The 19,891-nt window shown below is 38.6% G+C and carries 22 protein-coding genes; 1 reads left to right on the forward strand and 21 read right to left on the reverse strand.

Going from position 1 to position 19,891, the window contains the following annotated elements; translation table 11 throughout:
* Positions 1-17: 17 nt before the first annotated feature.
* The 5 genes from nuoH to nuoA are packed head-to-tail and all read right to left on the reverse strand — an operon-like array spanning position 18 to position 4,240.
* Positions 18-1,019, reverse strand: coding sequence for an NADH-quinone oxidoreductase subunit NuoH (gene nuoH / locus AC1Q8M_RS22805; RefSeq protein WP_000573426.1), 1,002 nt, complete (start codon positions 1,017-1,019; stop codon positions 18-20).
* Positions 1,019-2,119: an NADH-quinone oxidoreductase subunit NuoD gene (gene nuoD / locus AC1Q8M_RS22810; RefSeq protein WP_000621434.1), complete on the reverse strand. Its 1,101-nt coding sequence runs from the start codon at positions 2,117-2,119 to the stop codon at positions 1,019-1,021. Before nuoD ends, nuoH begins: the two co-directional genes overlap by 1 nt.
* A 2-nt stretch (positions 2,120-2,121) precedes the next feature.
* Positions 2,122-3,366: an NADH-quinone oxidoreductase subunit C gene (locus AC1Q8M_RS22815; protein WP_098453475.1), complete on the reverse strand. Its 1,245-nt coding sequence runs from the start codon at positions 3,364-3,366 to the stop codon at positions 2,122-2,124.
* Positions 3,363-3,881 (reverse strand): NADH-quinone oxidoreductase subunit NuoB, encoded by a 519-nt coding sequence (gene nuoB, locus AC1Q8M_RS22820; RefSeq protein ID WP_000236331.1) that lies wholly within the window; start codon positions 3,879-3,881, stop codon positions 3,363-3,365. Before nuoB ends, AC1Q8M_RS22815 begins: the two co-directional genes overlap by 4 nt.
* On the reverse strand, positions 3,872-4,240 hold the full coding sequence (gene nuoA, locus AC1Q8M_RS22825; protein ID WP_000179273.1) for an NADH-quinone oxidoreductase subunit NuoA: 369 nt from the start codon (positions 4,238-4,240) through the stop codon (positions 3,872-3,874). The genes nuoB and nuoA overlap by 10 nt, the downstream gene beginning before the upstream one ends.
* Before the next feature lie 254 nt (positions 4,241-4,494).
* On the opposite strand from nuoA, the gene AC1Q8M_RS22830 reads away from it, so the two are divergent.
* Positions 4,495-7,224 (forward strand): putative bifunctional diguanylate cyclase/phosphodiesterase, encoded by a 2,730-nt coding sequence (locus AC1Q8M_RS22830; protein WP_098855723.1) that lies wholly within the window; start codon positions 4,495-4,497, stop codon positions 7,222-7,224.
* Between the two features lie 23 nt (positions 7,225-7,247).
* Here AC1Q8M_RS22830 and AC1Q8M_RS22835 read toward each other — a convergent pair whose 3' ends face one another.
* The 16 genes from AC1Q8M_RS22835 to AC1Q8M_RS22910 all read right to left on the reverse strand — a co-directional run bounded on the left by AC1Q8M_RS22835 (position 7,248) and on the right by AC1Q8M_RS22910 (position 19,860).
* Entirely contained in the window at positions 7,248-7,892 is a 645-nt protein-coding gene (locus AC1Q8M_RS22835; protein WP_098365866.1) for a DUF975 family protein, read from the reverse strand.
* Between the two features lie 49 nt (positions 7,893-7,941).
* Positions 7,942-8,727, reverse strand: coding sequence for a DUF975 family protein (locus tag AC1Q8M_RS22840; protein WP_000578826.1), 786 nt, complete (start codon positions 8,725-8,727; stop codon positions 7,942-7,944).
* A gap of 136 nt (positions 8,728-8,863) precedes the next feature.
* A complete protein-coding gene (atpC, locus tag AC1Q8M_RS22845) occupies positions 8,864-9,265 on the reverse strand; it encodes a F0F1 ATP synthase subunit epsilon (protein ID WP_000847215.1) in 402 nt (133 codons plus the stop codon).
* A gap of 20 nt (positions 9,266-9,285) precedes the next feature.
* Positions 9,286-10,692 carry a F0F1 ATP synthase subunit beta gene (gene atpD, locus AC1Q8M_RS22850; RefSeq protein WP_001032596.1) on the reverse strand — a complete coding sequence of 469 codons (1,407 nt, stop codon included), beginning with the start codon at positions 10,690-10,692 and terminating at the stop codon, positions 9,286-9,288.
* Positions 10,693-10,931: 239 nt separating this feature from the next.
* Positions 10,932-11,792 carry a F0F1 ATP synthase subunit gamma gene (gene atpG, locus AC1Q8M_RS22855; protein ID WP_000157703.1) on the reverse strand — a complete coding sequence of 287 codons (861 nt, stop codon included), beginning with the start codon at positions 11,790-11,792 and terminating at the stop codon, positions 10,932-10,934.
* Positions 11,793-12,058: 266 nt separating this feature from the next.
* Positions 12,059-13,567, reverse strand: coding sequence for a F0F1 ATP synthase subunit alpha (atpA, locus tag AC1Q8M_RS22860; RefSeq protein ID WP_000027521.1), 1,509 nt, complete (start codon positions 13,565-13,567; stop codon positions 12,059-12,061).
* 11 nt (positions 13,568-13,578) lie between these two features.
* Positions 13,579-14,121, reverse strand: a complete 543-nt coding sequence (gene atpH / locus AC1Q8M_RS22865; protein ID WP_000064682.1) for a F0F1 ATP synthase subunit delta — start codon at positions 14,119-14,121, stop codon at positions 13,579-13,581.
* Positions 14,118-14,624 (reverse strand): F0F1 ATP synthase subunit B, encoded by a 507-nt coding sequence (atpF, locus tag AC1Q8M_RS22870; RefSeq protein WP_001142615.1) that lies wholly within the window; start codon positions 14,622-14,624, stop codon positions 14,118-14,120. The genes atpH and atpF overlap by 4 nt, the downstream gene beginning before the upstream one ends.
* Before the next feature lie 129 nt (positions 14,625-14,753).
* Positions 14,754-14,972, reverse strand: coding sequence for a F0F1 ATP synthase subunit C (atpE, locus tag AC1Q8M_RS22875; RefSeq protein WP_000052064.1), 219 nt, complete (start codon positions 14,970-14,972; stop codon positions 14,754-14,756).
* 56 nt (positions 14,973-15,028) lie between these two features.
* Complete coding sequence (gene atpB / locus AC1Q8M_RS22880; protein ID WP_000399870.1) at positions 15,029-15,748, reverse strand: F0F1 ATP synthase subunit A; 720 nt, start codon at positions 15,746-15,748, stop codon at positions 15,029-15,031.
* A gap of 7 nt (positions 15,749-15,755) precedes the next feature.
* Entirely contained in the window at positions 15,756-16,148 is a 393-nt protein-coding gene (locus tag AC1Q8M_RS22885; protein WP_000567600.1) for an ATP synthase subunit I, read from the reverse strand.
* Positions 16,148-16,372, reverse strand: coding sequence for an AtpZ/AtpI family protein (locus AC1Q8M_RS22890; RefSeq protein ID WP_001171223.1), 225 nt, complete (start codon positions 16,370-16,372; stop codon positions 16,148-16,150). Before AC1Q8M_RS22890 ends, AC1Q8M_RS22885 begins: the two co-directional genes overlap by 1 nt.
* Positions 16,373-16,398: 26 nt before the next feature.
* Positions 16,399-16,512 (reverse strand): DUF4024 domain-containing protein, encoded by a 114-nt coding sequence (locus AC1Q8M_RS22895; RefSeq protein WP_000232962.1) that lies wholly within the window; start codon positions 16,510-16,512, stop codon positions 16,399-16,401.
* A 378-nt stretch (positions 16,513-16,890) separates the two neighbouring features.
* The gene (gene upp, locus AC1Q8M_RS22900) at positions 16,891-17,520 is read right to left on the reverse strand and encodes a uracil phosphoribosyltransferase (protein ID WP_000517539.1); all 630 of its coding nucleotides are present in this window, start codon (positions 17,518-17,520) and stop codon (positions 16,891-16,893) included.
* A 272-nt stretch (positions 17,521-17,792) separates the two neighbouring features.
* Entirely contained in the window at positions 17,793-19,034 is a 1,242-nt protein-coding gene (gene glyA / locus AC1Q8M_RS22905) for a serine hydroxymethyltransferase (RefSeq protein WP_000349806.1), read from the reverse strand.
* Between the two features lie 253 nt (positions 19,035-19,287).
* A complete protein-coding gene (locus tag AC1Q8M_RS22910) occupies positions 19,288-19,860 on the reverse strand; it encodes a TIGR01440 family protein (RefSeq protein WP_000136377.1) in 573 nt (190 codons plus the stop codon).
* Between the last annotated feature and the right edge of the window lie 31 nt (positions 19,861-19,891).

Here is a 19,891-nt window from a genome sequence, read left to right on the forward strand (position 1 = left end):
GGCACCCCCCTCATAGATTAGAAGAATAACTCCTTAATCAATGCCGTTAAGAAAATATTTGCAAGTGCAATCGGCAATAATACTTTCCATCCAAACTCCATTAACTGGTCACCTCTTATACGTGGGAACGTAACGCGGAACCAAATTAATAGAAAGACTACACTGCTAAATTTCAAAGCAAACCATACGGCACCTGGGATAAATCCAAGAAACATGACTGGATTCCAGCCTCCTAAAAAGAGCACTGTAATTAACGATGCCATCCCGAAGAAATATACGTACTCTGAAAGCATGAAAAACGCCCAGCGAAAACCTGAGTATTCCGTATGGTATCCAGAAACAAGTTCTGACTCCGCTTCTGGCAAATCGAATGGCGTCCTATTTAACTCTGCCACTGCTGCGATTAAGAAAACGACGAAGCCAATTGGCTGTACGAAAATGTACCAAACCTTCTCCTGCGCCGCTACAATCTCATTTAAATTCAGGCTACCAGCTAGCAAAACGATACCAATTACACTCATTACGAGCGGAATCTCATAAGAAATCATTTGCGCCGCCGCACGCATCCCTCCTAAAAGGGAATATTTATTATTCGATGCCCATCCCCCAGTTACAACACCTATCGTCGTAATACCGGAAACAGCAATATAATAAAGTAGCCCGACTCCAATATCTGCAAATTGAAATTTATCAGTGAACGGGATAACTGCAAGCACCATAAATGCTGGTGCAAATGCAATAACAGGCGCTAATATAAACAGCGGTTTATCTGCTGCTTTCGGAATACTATCTTCTTTCAATAATAGTTTTAAAACATCAGCTACCGTTTGCAGTAAACCAAATCGGCCTCCAACCTGGTTTGGTCCAATCCGCCCTTGCATAAACCCCATCACTTTCCGTTCTGCCAAAATTCCATATGTAACGAAGCCAAGGACTGCAAATAGTAGAAGCACCGCTAATCCGAAAAAAATGAAGAAATTCGTCCAGCTTGAAGGTGATTGTAAGAGCGTCTCAATCATTAGCCATCAACCTCCCCAAGTACAATATCAACTCCACCTAAAATCGTAATTAAATTAGCGATGTTTTCGCCTTTCAATAACTTCGGTAAAATTTGCAAGTTATAAAAAGATGGTCTACGAAACTTCAAACGGTACGGCTCTTTCTTTCCATCACTTGCGATATAACAACCAATCTCTCCGCGCGGCGATTCTATACGTACGAACGCTTCTCCCTTAGGTGCCTTAATAATTTTCGGTACTTTTGCCAGCACAGCTCCATCTTTCGGGAACTGCTGAACCGCTTGCTCAACAATCTTTAAAGACTCCTCGATTTCTTGCATTCGGCAAACGTAGCGATCCCAAGCATCTCCCACGCTTCCAACAGGAATATCAAAATCAAAACGATCATAAATCGAATATGGCTCATCTTTGCGAAGATCCCAGTTTACTCCAGTGCATCGCAAATTTGCTCCGCTTAAAGAATACGAAATCGCTTCTTCCGCGCTATATATACCAACGCCTTTCACACGATTTAAGAAAATCTCATTACCGCTAACAAGATCATGATAACCTGCCAATTGCTCTCTCATATACGGAACAAACTCTTCCACCTTTTCAATCCAACCATCTGGCGCATCCCACTTCACACCACCAACTCTCATATAATTAAAAGTAAGCCGTGCCCCGCATAATTCATTTAATAAATTTATAATCATCTCTCGTTCACGAAACGCGTACAGAAACGGGCTGACCGCTCCTATATCAAGAAGATTCGTCCCCCACCAAACGAGATGGCTTGCAATTCTTCCAAGCTCCATCGCAAGTACTCGCAAGTATTCGGCACGCTCTGGAATTTCAAGCCCCATCATCGTCTCTACAGCATGGCAAATGACGTAATTATTCGTCATGGCTGATAAATAGTCCATTCGATCTGTATAAGGAATAATTTGCGTATACTGTAAGCTCTCAGCAATCTTTTCCGTCCCGCGATGCAAATACCCAATAACCGGTGTAGCTTCTTTAATAATTTCCCCGTCTATCTTAATTACGAGCCTGAACACACCATGTGTACTCGGATGCTGAGGTCCTACATTCAAAAGCATCTCTTCCGTGCGGATCATAGCTACACCTCCACATCATACGGTTCATAGTCTTTTCTAAGCGGATATCCTACCCAATCATCTGGCATTAAAATACGCGTTAAATTCGGATGCCCTTTAAATACAATGCCTAGCAAATCATACGCTTCTCTCTCCGGCCAGTCAGCCCCTTTCCAAAGCGCTGTCACAGACTCGACTTGCGGCGCTTCCCGGTCTAGTTTTACCTTCACCGCTACCGATTGTTTCTTGCCATATGAAAACAAATGAACATACACTTCCATATGTGTCACAAAATCCGTCGCATGTAGCTCTGACATATAATCAAAAGCAAGTCCCTCATGGAATCGCAGTGACTCCATCACTTCATAATATTTTGCGGGATCCACCACAAGAGTTGGCACATCCTTTGACAATTTATTAATATAGGAATCTACTAATGCACCCTCTCCTAACTTCTCCCTAATAGCCTCAACATACTGATTTAAATGTGGTTGATTTACGGACGGTTCTTCCTGCTTCGGCTCATCCTCTTTCTTACCTTCAGCTCCCTTTGTCTTCGCTCTTGCAGCCGCTGCAATTGCCTTGGCCTTTTCATCTCCCGAATCCCCATCACCTTGCGAGGCTTTCTGCTTCGCTAGTGCTGCCGCTTTTGCCTTGGCCGCCGCCACCGCCTTCGCCTTGGCTTTCGCTTTTTCTTCTTCTGTTACTTCTTCTGTCCCTTCTCTTTTCTGTTTCGCTAACGCCGCCGCTTTTGCTTTTGCAGCTGCTGCTGCCTTCGCCTTGGCTTTCGCTTTTTCTTCTTCCGTTACTTCTTCTGTTCCCTCTCTTTTTTGCTTCGCTAACGCCGCCGTTTTTGCCTTTGCTGCCGCTGCTGCCTTCGCCTTAGCTTTCGCTTTTTCTTCTTCCGTTACTTCTTCTGTTCCTTCTCTTTTTCGCTTCGCTAACGCTGCCGCTTTTGCTTTTGCTGCCGCTGCTGCCTTCGCCTTCACTTTCGCTTTTTCTTCTTCCGTTACTTCTTCTGTTCCTTCTCTTTTCTGCTTCGCTAACGCTGCCGCTTTTGCTTTTGCTGCCGCTGCTGCACGTCGTTTTGCTTCTTCTATAGTAATATCATCATTTTTTGGTAGCGCTTTCTCTTTTTCTTGATCTTCTGCCTCAAGCTCACTTATTTCCGCCTCGTGTTTCGCTACAAGGCGTTTTCTCGCTTCTTCTTTTGCACGCCTAGCTGCTTCTTTTTTCAGATCCTCTAAATCTTTGTTTGGATTACTCATTTATTCGTCACCTGCTTCCCGGTCTTTGCTTCGTAACGAATTTTTTCTTTTAATTTATTAATTCCATAAATTAAAGCAGCCGGATTTGGGGGACAACCAGGAATATACACATCAACTGGTACGATTTGGTCTACACCTTTCACAACAGCATATGAATTTACATACGGACCACCTGCTGTCGCACAAGATCCCATCGCAATAACCCATTTCGGTTCAGGCATTTGATCATATAAACGCCGAACAATAGGAGCCATCTTCTTCGTTACTGTTCCCGATACAATCATGACGTCCGATTGCCTTGGTGAAGTCCGAAAAAATGACCCAAATCGATCTAAATCATAATGTGATGAGCCTACTCCCATCATTTCAATTGCACAGCACGCCAGTCCGAATGTCATCGGCCATAAAGAATTGCTCCTCGCCCACCCTTTCAACTGTTCCAATGTAGAAAAAAAGATATTTCGTTCTAATTCTGCTCGCTCATTTGGATGTAATTCCTCAAAATTTATAACCATTGTAACACCTTCTTTTTCCAAGCATACGCTAATCCAACTAGCAACATTACAACAAAGATGAGCATCTCAATTAATGCAAATAAACCTAGCTTGTCATACGCAACAGCCCAAGGATATAAAAATAAAGTTTCTACATCAAAGATCACAAACAATAAAGCGAAAATATAATAACGAGCATGAAACCGAATATTTGCATCGTGAAAAGGCTCAATTCCACTCTCATACGTCGTCGCCTTTGCTGCACTTGGTTTATTTGGGCGCAGCATCCTTCCTAATGTAAGAGCCACTACCGGCAGCAATATACCTAATAGCAAGAAAATCAAAACGATCATATAACTATTTTCATATACACTTGCCATTGTGAAACCCTCCCCCCTAAATTAAGAACAAGTTCACATAGTAAACAATATGTCCTAGTTGCAGCAATTATTATTTTTAAATTTTTCTAAATAATGCAACTATTCTAATCATTATAGCAAACTTCAAATTCCTATGTCGATATGTTGGGAGACAGAAACAAGAATTATTAAAATCTATCTTTACAACTTGCTATAATTGTGCAAAATAAATATAAAACTTATATATGCTTTTCAAGAAACCGTAGGTGATATAAATGAAAAAACAAACACATGTAAGTATTCTTATAATCATTGCATTACTGTCTATAACGATTCACTACGTAGCGATGCCTTTTTTATATGATTACTCATTTCCTTTTCAGCTATTAATCGGAATGAGTACCCTATTAATTGATATTATCGCTTGTAGTTATATACTTTACTTTTCAAACATGAAAGAAGGGCTACCTCGTTTATTTTGGATCATATTATCTGTTGGAGCTCTCTCTTATTTTATCGGTGATATAGTCGTTGCCTATCAGCGTTTAATTGTAAAGGACTTCTATACGTTCGTTGATCCATCTGACTTTTTTTACTTACTTTTTTTAGTTAGTTTTGCCTTTGCCTTTCTATACGAAATCATTTACAACCGAGATTTATTAGAAAAACTTTTTATGCTATGTGATATTTGTATTATCGTTACAGCTCAATTTACTTTAAGTTACTACTTACTTATTGAACGAACCATTCACATCTTTACAACATCCTATATCGACATATTTGTTCAACTTACCTATCCAATGGCTGATTTACTCTTTCTCTTAATAGGAATCAATCTTTTATTCAAACCACTATCCTTATTACCTAAAAAGGTTGGTGCGCTTCTTGGCAGTGCTTTAATTTTATATGCTACTACCGATGCGATTTATGCTTATATAAAATACTTCATACCAGAGTATTCTATGTTTACAGTTACTCCTTTCTATCAAGTAACCTTAGTACTAGTAGCAATTTCCTGTATTCTCCATACAAAAGAATCTGAAAAACAAGAACAAGTACTACTAACACCTAAAATTGGTGAATCAATCCGATTATCATTACCGTATATTTCGGTAGTAATGCTTATTGTTTTTATATTAGTCGAATACGTTTTTGCGCCTATTATAGTAATCGGACTTATAATAACTTTCTCTTTCGTTCTCATGCGTCATAGTTTAGTTCGAAAACAAAATAAAATATTATTGCTTGCTCAAATGCAATTCAATTCAGAACTCGAGAAACAAATTAAACTACGTACAGAAGATTTAGTAGAACAGAAAAATGAACTCTATCATAATCAACAAATGTTTAAATCTTTATACGAGCATCATCCAGATCCAATCTTCACATTAGATTTGTACGGTAATTTTCTCAAAGTAAATAACGCTGGTACTACTTTACTTGGTTATCAAACGAATGAATTATTAAATCAGCCTTACTATTCACTCATATACGAAGAAGATTTAGAAGAAATGATTAACGCCTTTCATCGTGTAAAAAAGGGATATTCTATCTCTTTAGAAATACGGGCGTACCATAAAAACAGAGATATTTACTACTTGCACGTTACCGCCGTACCGATCTTTTTAAAAGAGAAAATTTCTGGGGTTTATTTAATGATTAAAGATATTACGGAAAGCAAACAACAACAAGAACAAATTAATTTCCTAGCATACCATGATACTTTAACAGAGCTTGCAAATCGTCGTGCATTTCATCAACATTTAGAACAGGCAATTGCACGAGCAAAAGTATCGAAAAAGTCTTTTGCTGTTATGTTTCTCGACCTAGACCGTTTTAAAGTTATTAATGATACCCTCGGTCATCGAGTAGGAGACCTATTGCTTATCGCAGTAGCAAAAAGACTCGAAAGAATATCAACATCAAATATGAAACTCGCACGGCTAGCTGGGGATGAGTTCACGATCCTTATCGAAAATTACAAAAAAAAGCCAGATGTCCAAAAAATGGCTGATATGATTGTAGCGGCCATGAATGAGCCATTTGAAATCGAAAATCAACATTTACAAATCTCACCAAGTATCGGAATTGCAATATATCCTGAAGCAGGTGAAGATCCGCTATCCATTTTGCAGCATGCTGATATGGCCATGTACGAAGCAAAGAATAAAGGAAAAAACGGTAGCTCTCTTTACACGAAAGAACTATATAAAAAAATGGAACGAAAAGCTCGAATCGAAAAAGATTTGCCAATCGCTTTAGTAAACAAAGAATTTTATCTCGTTTATCAACCACAAATCGATACGACAACAAATAAAATTATCGGTGCTGAAGCTTTAATACGGTGGAAACACCCGCTATTAGGTGACATTTCACCATGTGAGTTTATTCCAATTGTAGAAGAGACGCCACAAGTAGTCCCACTTGGACATTGGGTATTACAAGAAGCTTGTCTCCAATTAAAAATATGGCATACCTTTGGCTACCAAAATTTAAAAATAAGTGTTAATTTATCTGCAAAAGAGTTCCGGCAAGATCAATTAATCGAAAACATTTCACAAATATTAAACGACGTGCAAGTCGATCCAAAATATGTAACCCTCGAGTTAACAGAAAGAATTGCAATGATTGACGAGAAAGAAACGTTATTGAGACTGAAGCAATTAAAAGAATACGGTATCCAAACTTCCATTGATGACTTCGGTACTGGGTATTCTTCTCTTGCTTATTTATCAATTTTTCCAATCGACACATTAAAAGTACCGAGAGAATTTACACAATTAGCTGATCATCGTCCTGAAGAACGAGCCATCGTTTCTACAATCCTTTCCCTCGCAAATACTTTAAATCTTTCAGTCGTTGCCGAAGGAATTGAAACCGAAAAACAGCTTAAGTTTCTGCAAAAACATAAATGTAAATATATGCAAGGTTACTATTTCAGTAAACCACTTACTAGCAATCAATTTATAAAGTTTCTACAAAAAACCCCCAGTATGAACAAATAATTCATAATGGGGGTTTTATAGTGCTAAATATTTTTCTCATAATATTCTTCTGCGATCTCTTCGTAAAAAGCCGCAGATGTTGTGTAGAAATATGGAATTAACCATAAGAATCCAATCCCTAACGTTATACAACTTAATATAAACCAACCGATAAAACTTAAACATAAAATGAAATACTCCATCTTATGTCCATCCATCATACGACGACTTTCTGTAATAGCTTGGTTCAGTGAATACTCAGGATGATCATTTATAATAAAGTATGTCATCGCATAAGAAAATGATTTAATAATACCTGGAATAACGAACAATAACGTCCATAAGAAAAGATAAAGATTTACTAATAAATATAATAAAAATGATTTTAGAAATCTCTTTCCCTCTGAAAACCAAATGAATACATTACCGATACTAGCTTGATTTTCACGAAGGATATTTAAACCAAGGTAATATCCACCTAAAGTTAACGGTCCAGTAACAAAAAATGTCAGAATATTCGTTGAAATTGAACCATTTGTTTTTTGCCAACCGAAAATTAAAGAAAATCCCCAATCAACACTAAAACTAAAAGCTGTGATAAGAATTGAAATGAGCAGTGTAGCCCCAACAGCTAATCCCCATTTCCCTTCTAATGAATCTAGTGCTTCTCCTTTTAGATCACTAATCATGCGTAGCCTCGCCTCCTATACACAATAATTCTATTAGTATAGCATGTTCCTATTGAAATTCACCTTTTGAAATGTAGCGATAAAAGTGTGCTGTCGTTGTACTCATATACGGACTAAGCCAAAGAAATCCTATTCCAAAAGTAAGAAGCGCTAAAACAACCCAGCCTATGAAGCTCAGCCATAAAAGAAACAAATCTAACTTATGACCCCTCATAAGATTCTTACTTTCCTTCATCGCCTGCGAAACACTATATTCTGGATTTTCAATCATCACATAGTACGTCAGTGCATAAGAAAAATACATCACAATCATACCAACAATTGAAATTGCTAATAGTACGAAGAAAGCTATTGTAAACGACAGATTTCCTTCTTCACCTAAGAATATGAATAAACCTGTTAACAACATCGGAATCCATGTACCTGTATATAACAAAATCGCAAGCATTGCCCACATTGTTTTCATCATTCTTTTAAAGCCACGAAATCCTTCGAATAAGTAATCTACTTTAGCATCTTCTCGTTTACTAATCTGTAAAAATACATTTGTATAACCATATGACGTAATCCCATACGATGCGTTACTCAAAATTATCATAATGCAATAAAAAATTCCAAAGGTAATACCCGCTCCAATTGACATCGTTTCCGCTTCAAATGATCCAGTCACACTTACAACTAAAAGAAATATAATAATTCCTGGAATTAATAATATAAGCATTGCAGCCATCGAAACGACATAACTTAAAATAAAATATAAAATCGTTGATCCAACACCTAGTCCCCATTTCCCCTTTAAAGAGTACAATGCTTCTCGTTTCATTTCACCGATCATTGATTCATCCCCTTCATAAAATATAAATTGCTGTACACCTCTACTTATACAAGCATCAATATAATTATACCAGTTTTGTAAAATTATCCATAAAACAAATAAAAAATCCGTAAAGGCAAGGCCCTTACGGATTTTTTTACTTCATATCAGAAACATTTAAACGGTTCACAGCACGTTGTAATGCCATTTCTGCACGTCTAAAGTCAACATGTGCTTGTTTGTCTTGCATACGTTGCTCAGCGCGACGCTTCGCTTCATTTGCACGATGGATATCGATATGGTTTGCTTCTTCAGCAGATGATGATAATACAGTTACTTTATCTGGACGAACTTCGATAAAGCCACCGCTTACTGCTACATAATCAGTGTGTCCACCATTTTTCAGACGAACTGCACTAATTTTTAATGGTGCAACAGTTGGAATGTGACCTGGTAAGATCCCCATTTCCCCACTCTCTGCTTTTACACTTACCATTTCTACTTCTTTTTCGTAAACCGGTCCATCAGGAGTTACAATACTGACTGGAAATGTCTTCATACTTCGTCCCTCCTAAGGCCTTACGCCATCATTTTCTTCGCGTTCTCAATAACTTCTTCAATACTACCAACAAGGCGGAATGCATCTTCTGGAAGGTCATCATATTTTCCTTCTAGAATTTCTTTGAAGCCACTAACTGTATTTTTTACAGGTACGTAAGAACCTTTTTGACCTGTAAACTGCTCAGCTACGTGGAAGTTTTGAGATAAGAAGAATTGAATACGACGAGCACGATGTACAACTAACTTATCTTCTTCAGATAACTCATCCATACCTAAGATAGCGATGATATCTTGAAGTTCTTTGTAACGTTGTAAAGTTTGCTGCACTTGACGTGCTACTTCATAATGCTCTTCTCCTACGATTTCTGGAGAAAGTGCACGAGATGTAGATGCTAATGGATCTACGGCTGGGTAAATACCCATTTGTGTTAAACGACGCTCTAAGTTTGTTGTTGCATCTAAGTGAGCGAATGTTGTAGCTGGTGCTGGGTCAGTATAGTCATCGGCTGGTACATATACCGCTTGGATAGACGTGATAGACCCTTTATTTGTAGATGTAATACGCTCTTGTAATTGACCCATTTCTGTTGCAAGTGTTGGTTGGTAACCTACCGCAGATGGCATACGACCAAGAAGGGCAGATACTTCAGAACCAGCTTGCGTGAAACGGAAGATGTTATCGATGAACAGAAGTACGTCTTGTCCTTGCTCATCACGGAAATGCTCAGCCATTGTTAAACCTGTTAATGCAACACGTTGACGTGCTCCAGGTGGCTCATTCATTTGTCCGAATACCATCGCAGTTTTCTTGATTACGCCAGAATCGCTCATTTCATGGTATAAGTCATTACCCTCACGAGTACGCTCACCTACACCAGCGAATACAGAGATACCACCGTGCTCTTGTGCGATGTTGTTAATTAATTCCTGAATTAATACTGTTTTACCTACGCCGGCACCACCGAATAGGCCGATCTTACCACCCTTAATGTAAGGAGCAAGTAAGTCTACTACTTTAATACCAGTTTCAAGAATTTCTACTTTAGTAGATAATTCTTCGAATGCAGGTGCTTGACGGTGAATTGGATCACGGTGTACATCCGCAGGAAGTTCACCATCTAAGTCAATTGCATCACCTAATACGTTGAATACACGACCAAGTGTTGCATCACCAACTGGTACAGAGATTGCTTTACCAGTATCTTCTACTTCTGTGCCACGAACAAGTCCATCTGTGGAAGACATCGCAACTGTACGAACTGTATCATCACCTAAATGAAGTGCAACTTCAAATGTTAAGTTCATGCTTCCGTTTTCGTTGCTTTGTTTTACCGTAAGGGCGTTGTAGATTTCTGGTAGCTTTCCGCCATCAAACTTAACGTCTACAACCGGACCCATGATTTGCGTAACGCGCCCTTTATTCATCGGGTTCCCTCCTAGCTTTCTTTTAATTAGCCAGCTTTCTAAGCGAAGTCGGCTTTTAATTTTTTATTAGTTTAGCTTACGCGACTCTTTTGAAAGAGCCGCTTCCACTTTTTATTGAATCTAGTTCTAGCGGCTAGAACAGTCGGTCATTTCGCGCCTTCCTGTGAGGCAAACTACGCCTCTTCGTCAGGAGCTCCAATGCCCTCCTGTTCTGGACGAGCCGCTTCCACTTTTTATTACTATTCTAACGCTGCTGCTCCACCAACGATTTCCGTAATTTCTTGCGTAATCGCTGCCTGACGCGCACGGTTGAATGAAAGTGTAAGTGAATCGATAACTTCCATTGCGTTGTCTGTAGCACTCTTCATTGCTGTCATACGCGCTGCGTGCTCACTTGCTTTACCATCTAGTAATGCACCGTACACTAAGCTTTCTGCGTATTGTGGCAATAATACTTTTAAAATTTCTTCTTCAGAAGGTTCAAATTCATAAGCTGTCGTCGGTTTGTCAGACGCCACATCAGTAAGCGGTAAAATTTTATTTTCCGTTACTTCTTGTGAAATTTTACTTACGTAATGGTTGTAGTAAATATACAGCTCATCATAAGCACCATCTGCGAACATCGCAATTGCTCGAGAAGCAAGATCTTTAATATCAGTAAATGATGGGTGGTCAGATAATCCAACTACTTCATCAATGATGTTAAAGCCGCGACGTTTTAAATAATCACGTCCTAGTCGTCCAAGTACAATAATTGAATATTGATTTGAATCCATATTATGACGTTCACGAATTACGTTACTTACTGTACGTAATACGTTACTGTTATAACCACCTGCTAGTCCGCGATCAGATGTAATAACGATGTATCCTGTACGCTTTACAGGACGCGCATTTAGCATTGGATGATTAATTCCTTTACTTCCTTGCGCAATGCTCGCTACTACTTCTTGAATCTTTTCCATATACGGAACGAAAGATTTAGCATTTTGCTCTGCACGGTTTAACTTAGATGCAGATACCATCTCCATCGCCTTCGTAATTTGACTCGTTTTCTTTGTCGAGGTAATCTTCGCTTTTATATCGCGTAAAGATGCCACAGGTTTTCACCACCTTTTTTCCGGAAGTTGGCACGATTAGTAAGAATCCTCTTCCTAATCTACGTTGCAAGATATTCTTGCTCATGATTGAAGGAAAAGAATAGGTGCACCTACTCTTTTCCTTTACATAACCGTCAGCAATCTCAGAGTCTGAGATGCCTTATATATTATCTAGCGTCGGCGGCTTGTACGAGCCGCTTCCGCTTTTATTAATCTAGTTCCGCCTCTTAGCCGATGAGGCTGAACAGTCGGCTTCACTTTTATTATTATTCAGAAGCTACGAATACTTTTTTAAATCCGTTAATTGCTGCTGCAAATTTGTCGTCATCCGCAAGTTTCTTAGTTGTGCGGATTTCTTCTAATAAGTCAGTCGCATTAGAATCTAACCAAGCATGGAATTCTTCTTCGAAACGAGTGATATCTACTACTGGGATATCATCTAGGAATCCACGTGTTAAAGCGTAAAGAATGATAACTTGTTTCTCTACACGTAACGGTTTGTGTAATCCTTGTTTTAATACCTCAACAGTACGAGCACCACGGTTTAATTTCGCTTGAGTTGCTTTATCAAGGTCAGAACCGAACTGAGCGAACGCTTCTAACTCACGGTAAGATGCAAGGTCAAGACGAAGTGTACCTGATACTTTACTCATTGCTTTAATCTGAGCAGATCCACCTACACGAGATACAGAAGTACCCGCATCGATCGCTGGACGTACGCCAGAGAAGAATAGGTCAGATTGTAAGAAGATTTGTCCATCCGTAATAGAAATTACGTTTGTTGGGATGTATGCTGATACGTCCCCTGCTTGTGTTTCGATGAAAGGTAGTGCAGTTAAAGAACCGCCGCCTCTTGCATCACTTAATTTTGCTGCACGCTCTAATAAGCGAGAATGTAAGTAGAATACATCCCCTGGATAAGCTTCACGACCTGGAGGACGACGTAATAGTAATGACAGCTCACGGTAAGCCGCTGCTTGTTTTGATAAGTCATCATATACTACTAATACGTGTTTACCATTGTACATGAACTCTTCACCCATTGTTACACCAGCATAAGGAGCTAAGTATAATAATGGAGCTGGTTGAGAAGCAGATGCAGTTACAACGATTGTGTACTCTAATGCACCGTGCTTACGTAGTGTTTCTACTACGTTACGTACAGTTGATTCTTTTTGTCCGATAGCTACATAGATACAAATCATATCTTCATCTTTTTGGTTAATGATTGTATCAAGTGCAACTGCCGTTTTACCAGTTTGACGGTCACCGATGATTAACTCACGTTGACCACGGCCAATTGGTACAAGAGCGTCGATCGCTTTAATACCTGTTTGAAGTGGCTCATGAACAGATTTACGATCCATTACACCTGGTGCTGGACTTTCGATTGGACGAGTGTTTGTTGTATTGATTGGGCCTAAACCATCAACTGGTTGACCTAATGGGTTTACAACACGACCAATTAGTTCTTTTCCTACTGGTACTTGCATGATGCGACCAGTACGACGAACTTCGTCACCTTCACGGATTTCTGTGTAAGGTCCTAAAATGATAATACCTACGTTGTTTTCCTCTAAGTTTTGTGCTAGTCCCATAACGCCGTTAGAGAACTCTACAAGTTCACCAGCCATAACGTTATCAAGACCATGAGCACGCGCGATACCGTCACCAACTTGGATAACTGTACCAACATCACTAACTTCGATTTCAGACTGATAGTTCTCGATTTGTTGCTTTATCAGTGCGCTAATTTCTTCAGCTCTGATGCTCATGTGCTTCACCCCTATCTATTCTTCATTAATTCACGCTGAATACGTGCTAATTTTCCTTGTAAACTTCCGTCATAAATGCGATTTCCAATGCGTACTTTAATTCCGCCTAGTAAATCTTCATCTACAACATTTTTCACGCGAATTGCATCTTTTCCCGTTCTCTTTGCAAATGCTTCTGCAATGTTAAGCTTCTCTTCTTCAGATAGAAGACGAATAGAATATACAGTTGCATCCGCTACGTTACGTTCTTCATTAGCAAGAACAACATATTCATCTGCAATTTCAGGTAAGATATCAATACGCTTGTTATCAATTAAAATATATAACGTATTTAAAATTGATTCAGAAACAGATCCGAATACGTTTGCAAGAAACGTTTTCTTCTGCTCTTTTGAAATGTTCGGTTGCGTTAAAAAGCTATGTAGTTCTCCGTTCTTTACATAAACGTTTTGTACAAGGCGTAATTCTTCTTCAAACATTTCTAATACGTGTTTTTCTTTTGCAATTTTAAAAAGAGCGACAGCATAACGTTTTGCTACAATCCCATTGCTCATCGCGCTTCTCCTACTTCTTTAATATAATCGCGAATTAACTTAACTTGATCTTCTTCTTTTAATTCTTTTTCAATTACTTTAGAAGCAATTTGAACAGATAAAGAAGCGACTTGTTCTTGTAAAGCAGCAATCGCTTGCTCTTTTTCGCGTTGAATTTCTTGTACAGCAGATGCTTTAATTGATTCTGCTTCTTCTTTCGCAGCAGCAACAATAACATCCTTTTGATCTACAGCTTGTTTTTTCGCTCTTTCGATTAACTCTTGTGCTTCAACACGTGATTGTTTTAACATTTCACGTTGTTCTTCTACTAACTTCTTCGCTTCAGCGTTACTTCTTTCTGCAGCGTCGATTTCATTAGTAACATGCTCTTCACGTTCTTTCATAATTCCCATTAAAGGACCCCACGCAAATTTGCGTAGCATTACTAATAGAATTAAGAAAATGAACAATGTATAAGCAATCGTTCCAAATGGAATGGCAGCTCCTAATAATAAAGTTGGCACAAGGATTCACTCCCTTCAAAATATCTAAATTGATCATATGAAAAAAAAAGACATACGTTTCGTTCATAAAGCAATGGCGAAGAAAGTTCGGAAAAACACTCTTCGCCATCTATGTAAGGGGAGTCTCCCTTATTTGTTCATTACGATGAATGCAATAACTACACCGATGATTGGAAGTGCCTCAACTAAAGCAACCCCGATGAACATAATTGTTTGAAGTGCGCCTTTTAATTCTGGTTGACGAGCAACACCTTCGATTGTACGTGATACGATAAGACCGTTACCAATACCTGCACCTAATGCTGATAAACCAATTGCAATTGCAGCTGCGATTACACCTAAACTCATTTAATTTGTCCTCCTTTGTATTATAAAAAAATAAATTTTTTCTTACTTAAATTATATTAATGGTCATGACTTACTTTATGAGCCATATAAACCATCGTTAACATAACGAAAATAAATGCTTGGATTGATCCAACGAATACACTGAATCCCATCCATGCTAACATTGGTACAAGCGCACCTAATGCTCCAAGGAATGATGCCCCGCCTAACTTAGCAAGTAATCCTAATAAGATCTCACCTGCATAAATGTTACCGAATAAACGAAGACCTAACGTTAATGTGTTAGCAAACTCCTCAATAACCTTTAATGGGAATAAGAATTTCATAGGTTGGAAATAACCTTTAACATACTCTTTCGTACCCTTCATCTTAATTCCATAATAATGGGTGAGGGTAACTACCATCACGGCTAATGTTAATGTAACTGCTGGATCAGACGTTGGTGACCTCCACCATGCAATATGTTCGCCAGCTTCAGTTGCTGAATACATGAATGGTAAACCAAGGAAGTTCGATACGATGATAAACATGATAAGCGTAACGCCAAGCGTTAAGAAACGTCCACCTGTTTTCCAGTCCATCGTACTATTGATAATCCCTTTCACGAAGTCAAACACCCATTCCATGAAGTTTTGCATCCCGGTTGGGCGAAGGGCTAAGCTGCGAGTTCCGATAACAGCGATTAAGAAAACAATAACTGCTGCTACAGTAACCATCATAACTGATGACAAATCGAACGTTAAACCTAGAAATTCAACTAATTTACCGTGTTCCACTAGTAATTCACCTCTCTTCCCTGCTCTTATACTCTAAATAAAGAAAATCTATGATCATGACAAGGTATCCTGTCAGCAATCCTACACCTAAGCCCCACATCGCAATTAACTCTTGATATTTGGCTGCAAATAAAATTAATAACCCAATCGTGGCGAATCTTGAATATGTACTTACAGCTGTCGCCTTAAACTTCACGTTTTCTCCATTTGTTACGCGATCTAACAGCTTGTCTGTTCTACGTGCAATGATGCGCAAACTAAGAAAACTGAAAATCGTTCCGATAATCAGCCCAAGAAATACATCCTTGTAAGAGGTAAATCCCCATCCTAGCACTAGAAGCGCAAGCAAGTAGTACATATATTTCTTTTGTCTTTGGACAAGTCCATGTACGTCTATCATCATTGCTCTCCCGAATAGTAATGTCGAATGAGTCGAATCATTGCGTATACCCCTGTTCCTAACCCGAGTAATAACCCTATAATAAGAAACAATGGAAACGTTCCAACCTTATTATCAATCCACTGCCCACCAAAGATTCCAACAAGTATAGAACCGACTAACTGAGCAAGAATTCCTGACATTAAAGCATATGCTTTTATATGGCTGCGATCGTTTTTTTGCAAGGATTCATCCCTCCAATATGTAACCCTCATTCACGATGTGTTAATAATAACTCATTTTTTTGCATAAATCCTATACAAAACAAAAAGTTTACATTTTCGTCACGGAATAGATGTAATTTTGTCACTGAAAGCCCTACCATCTATCCCCGTTGTTAGCATACAATAGGGTATTAACAGTGTCAACGAGAAATCGTAAAAAATCTAAAAATTTGAGTATTAGGCATTTCCTCCCAAAAATGAAAACGTTCCCCTTCTAAATACTGGTTACATATATGCAATTTCTAACAGTTTTCTCTTTATAATAGAAGGAAATGTTCACAAGTTTGTCACTATTATATTTTCGAGATATAACGCTTTTCTTCCATAATATAGTGTTCCTCAGACGTAAGACTTCTATATTATATGTGATGTGTATGCAACTTATGTTGTATATACGATGTATATTTATCCTCCCCCTCCCCTACTTGTTTGCAGCAAAAAAAAACGAGCAGGGGAATCTCCCCTGCTCGTCAGTTGTCTTACTTCGTTCCGAATAAACGGTCACCAGCATCACCAAGACCTGGTACTACATATCCGTGGTCATTTAATTTCTCATCTAATGCTGCTACATAAATATCAACATCAGGATGTTCTTCTTGTACTACTTTTACCCCTTCTGGAGCTGCAACGATACACATTAATTTAATTTGTTTCGCACCGCGCTTTTTCAGAGAGTTAATTGCTTCAGCCGCAGAACCACCTGTTGCTAGCATCGGATCTAGTACGATAAAGTCGCGCTCTTCTACATCCGTTGGAAGTTTCACATAGTATTCTACCGGTTGCAATGTTTTAGGGTCACGGTATAAACCAACGTGTCCTACTTTTGCTGCTGGAATTAATTTCAGAATTCCATCAACCATTCCTAAACCTGCACGTAAAATCGGAATTAAACCAAGTTTTTTACCAGCGATCACTTTTGTTGTCGCTTTGCTTACAGGCGTTTCAATTTCGATGTCCTTAAGCGGAAGGTCGCGAGTAATTTCGAAAGCCATTAAGCTTGCTACTTCGTCCACTAATTCACGAAAATCTTTCGTACCTGTATTCTTATCGCGAATATATGTAATCTTATGTTGAATTAACGGGTGATCAAATACATACAGTTTTCCCATGTGAATCTCTCCTTTAGATGATATTCATGCGTTTGCACGCTTTTTTACACTATTTACGATTGTAAAGAAAACGCTACTAATATTCAAGGGCAAATTTGGCAAAATCATGATTTTACGATGAATCTATCTAGTATCTTTACCAATTATGGGAGCTGTATCCTTCATTATATCGCCAAAATTTATTCATCATTTGTATACATACTTTAAAAATAATATATGTCCACAAAAAAGACCGCCAAAACAATTAAGTCTCGGCAGTCTTCTTCAATCTATTATAGATTTGGATACATTGGGAATTTGCTAGTTAACGCTTCTACACGCTTACGTACTTCTTCTAATGCAGCTTCATTTTCATGATTTTTTAATGTATAAGCAATAAGTGACGCAATTTCATCCATTTCTTCTAAACCGAAACCACGAGATGTTACAGCTGCTGTACCGATACGTACACCACTTGTTACAAATGGGCTTGCTGTTTCAAATGGAATTGTATTTTTGTTCACTGTAATACCAACTTCATCTAATACGTGCTCTGCTACTTTACCTGTGATTTCTAAGTTACGAACATCAATCAAGATTAAGTGATTGTCTGTTCCGCCAGAAACAAGTGTAAGTCCTTCTTTTTGAAGACCTTCAGCTAAGCGGTTCGCATTGTTAATGATATTTTGTGCATATGTTTTGAAATCATCTTGAAGTGCTTCACCAAACGCAACAGCTTTTGCAGCGATTACGTGCATAAGTGGACCACCTTGAATACCAGGGAAGATTGATTTATCAATTTGTTTTGCAAATTGCTCTTCACATAAAATCATACCACCACGCGGGCCACGTAACGTTTTATGTGTTGTCGTTGTAACGAAATGTGCATGTGGTACTGGATTTGGATGTAAACCAGCAGCTACTAAACCAGCGATATGTGCCATATCAACCATTAAATAAGCGCCCACTTCATCTGCAATCTCACGGAATCGCTTGAAATCGATAACACGAGGGTATGCACTTGCACCTGCAACGATTAATTTTGGTTTATGTTCTTTCGCTTTTGCTAATACATCATCGTAATTAATACGGTGAGAGTCAGCATCCACGCCATATTCTACGAAATTATATTGTACTCCACTGAAGTTAACAGGGCTTCCGTGTGTTAAGTGACCACCATGAGATAAATTCATACCAAGTACTGTATCGCCTTGCTCTAAAATCGTGAAGTATACTGCCATGTTCGCTTGTGCACCAGAGTGTGGTTGAACATTTACGTGCTCTGCGCCGAAAATTTCTTTCACGCGATCACGTGCGATATCTTCTACTACGTCTACGTGTTCACAGCCACCATAATAACGTTTTCCAGGATATCCTTCAGCATACTTATTCGTTAAAACAGAACCTTGCGCCTCCATTACTGCTTCACTTACGAAGTTTTCCGAAGCAATTAACTCAATCTTCGAACGCTGTCTTCCTAGTTCTGCCTCAATTGCAGCAAATACCTTTTCATCTTGACGTTTTAAATGATCCACCAAAATCCCCCTTTTCTGAACGAATTACATCAATTCCCAACAGTTTTTTCTTATTTATTCAGAAAAAACGAAAATTCAGGTTGTAATTCTTTCGAACCTTCATGTTTTCAACTACATTCTAACATGACTTTCTATATCATAAAAGAAAAAAAAGACCGAAAATCGGTCTTTTCTTTCTTCTACTATAAAGTCAGACAACATACCTTTTATCTTATGATAAACAGCTACTATATGACTTCCTAATTTCTCATATTTAACTGCAAGTGGTAGTCTCTTCCGCCACCGCGTAAACAGCACGTGCTCCACCTATTAGTTTTCCACGTGTTTTGGCCATCGTTACATGTGCACTTCCAATTGCCTTCACACTTGTACGAACCGGAACAGCTACATGTTTTAAATGCATACCAATAAACGTATCACCAATATCCATTCCTGCATCTGCTTTAATAAACTCAACTACTACCGGATCTTTCAAATTGTGATACGCATATGTCCCCAATGCACCACCTGCTGATCTAACAGGCGTAACTGTTACAATTTCAAATTGATATTTTATCGCTACTTCTCTCTCAACCACTAAAGCACGGTTTAAATGCTCACAACATTGAAACGCTAATTCAATACCTGTTTGCTCTTGAAATTGTTTTAACTCAGAAAAAATCGCCTCTGCTACTTCCATCGTTCCTGATGTTCCAATTCTTTCGCCTAGCACTTCACTCGTGCTACAACCCACTACAAAAATTTGACCGCTTTGTAATGAAGCTTGTTCTTGGAAATCAGAAAGCGACATTTGTAGCTGTTCTCTTACCTTTACGATTTCTGTCATTACGCCTCTTCCTTTCACAGGTTGGTTCACC

The organism is Bacillus sp. GW823-FHT06A10 (assembly GCF_058795375.1).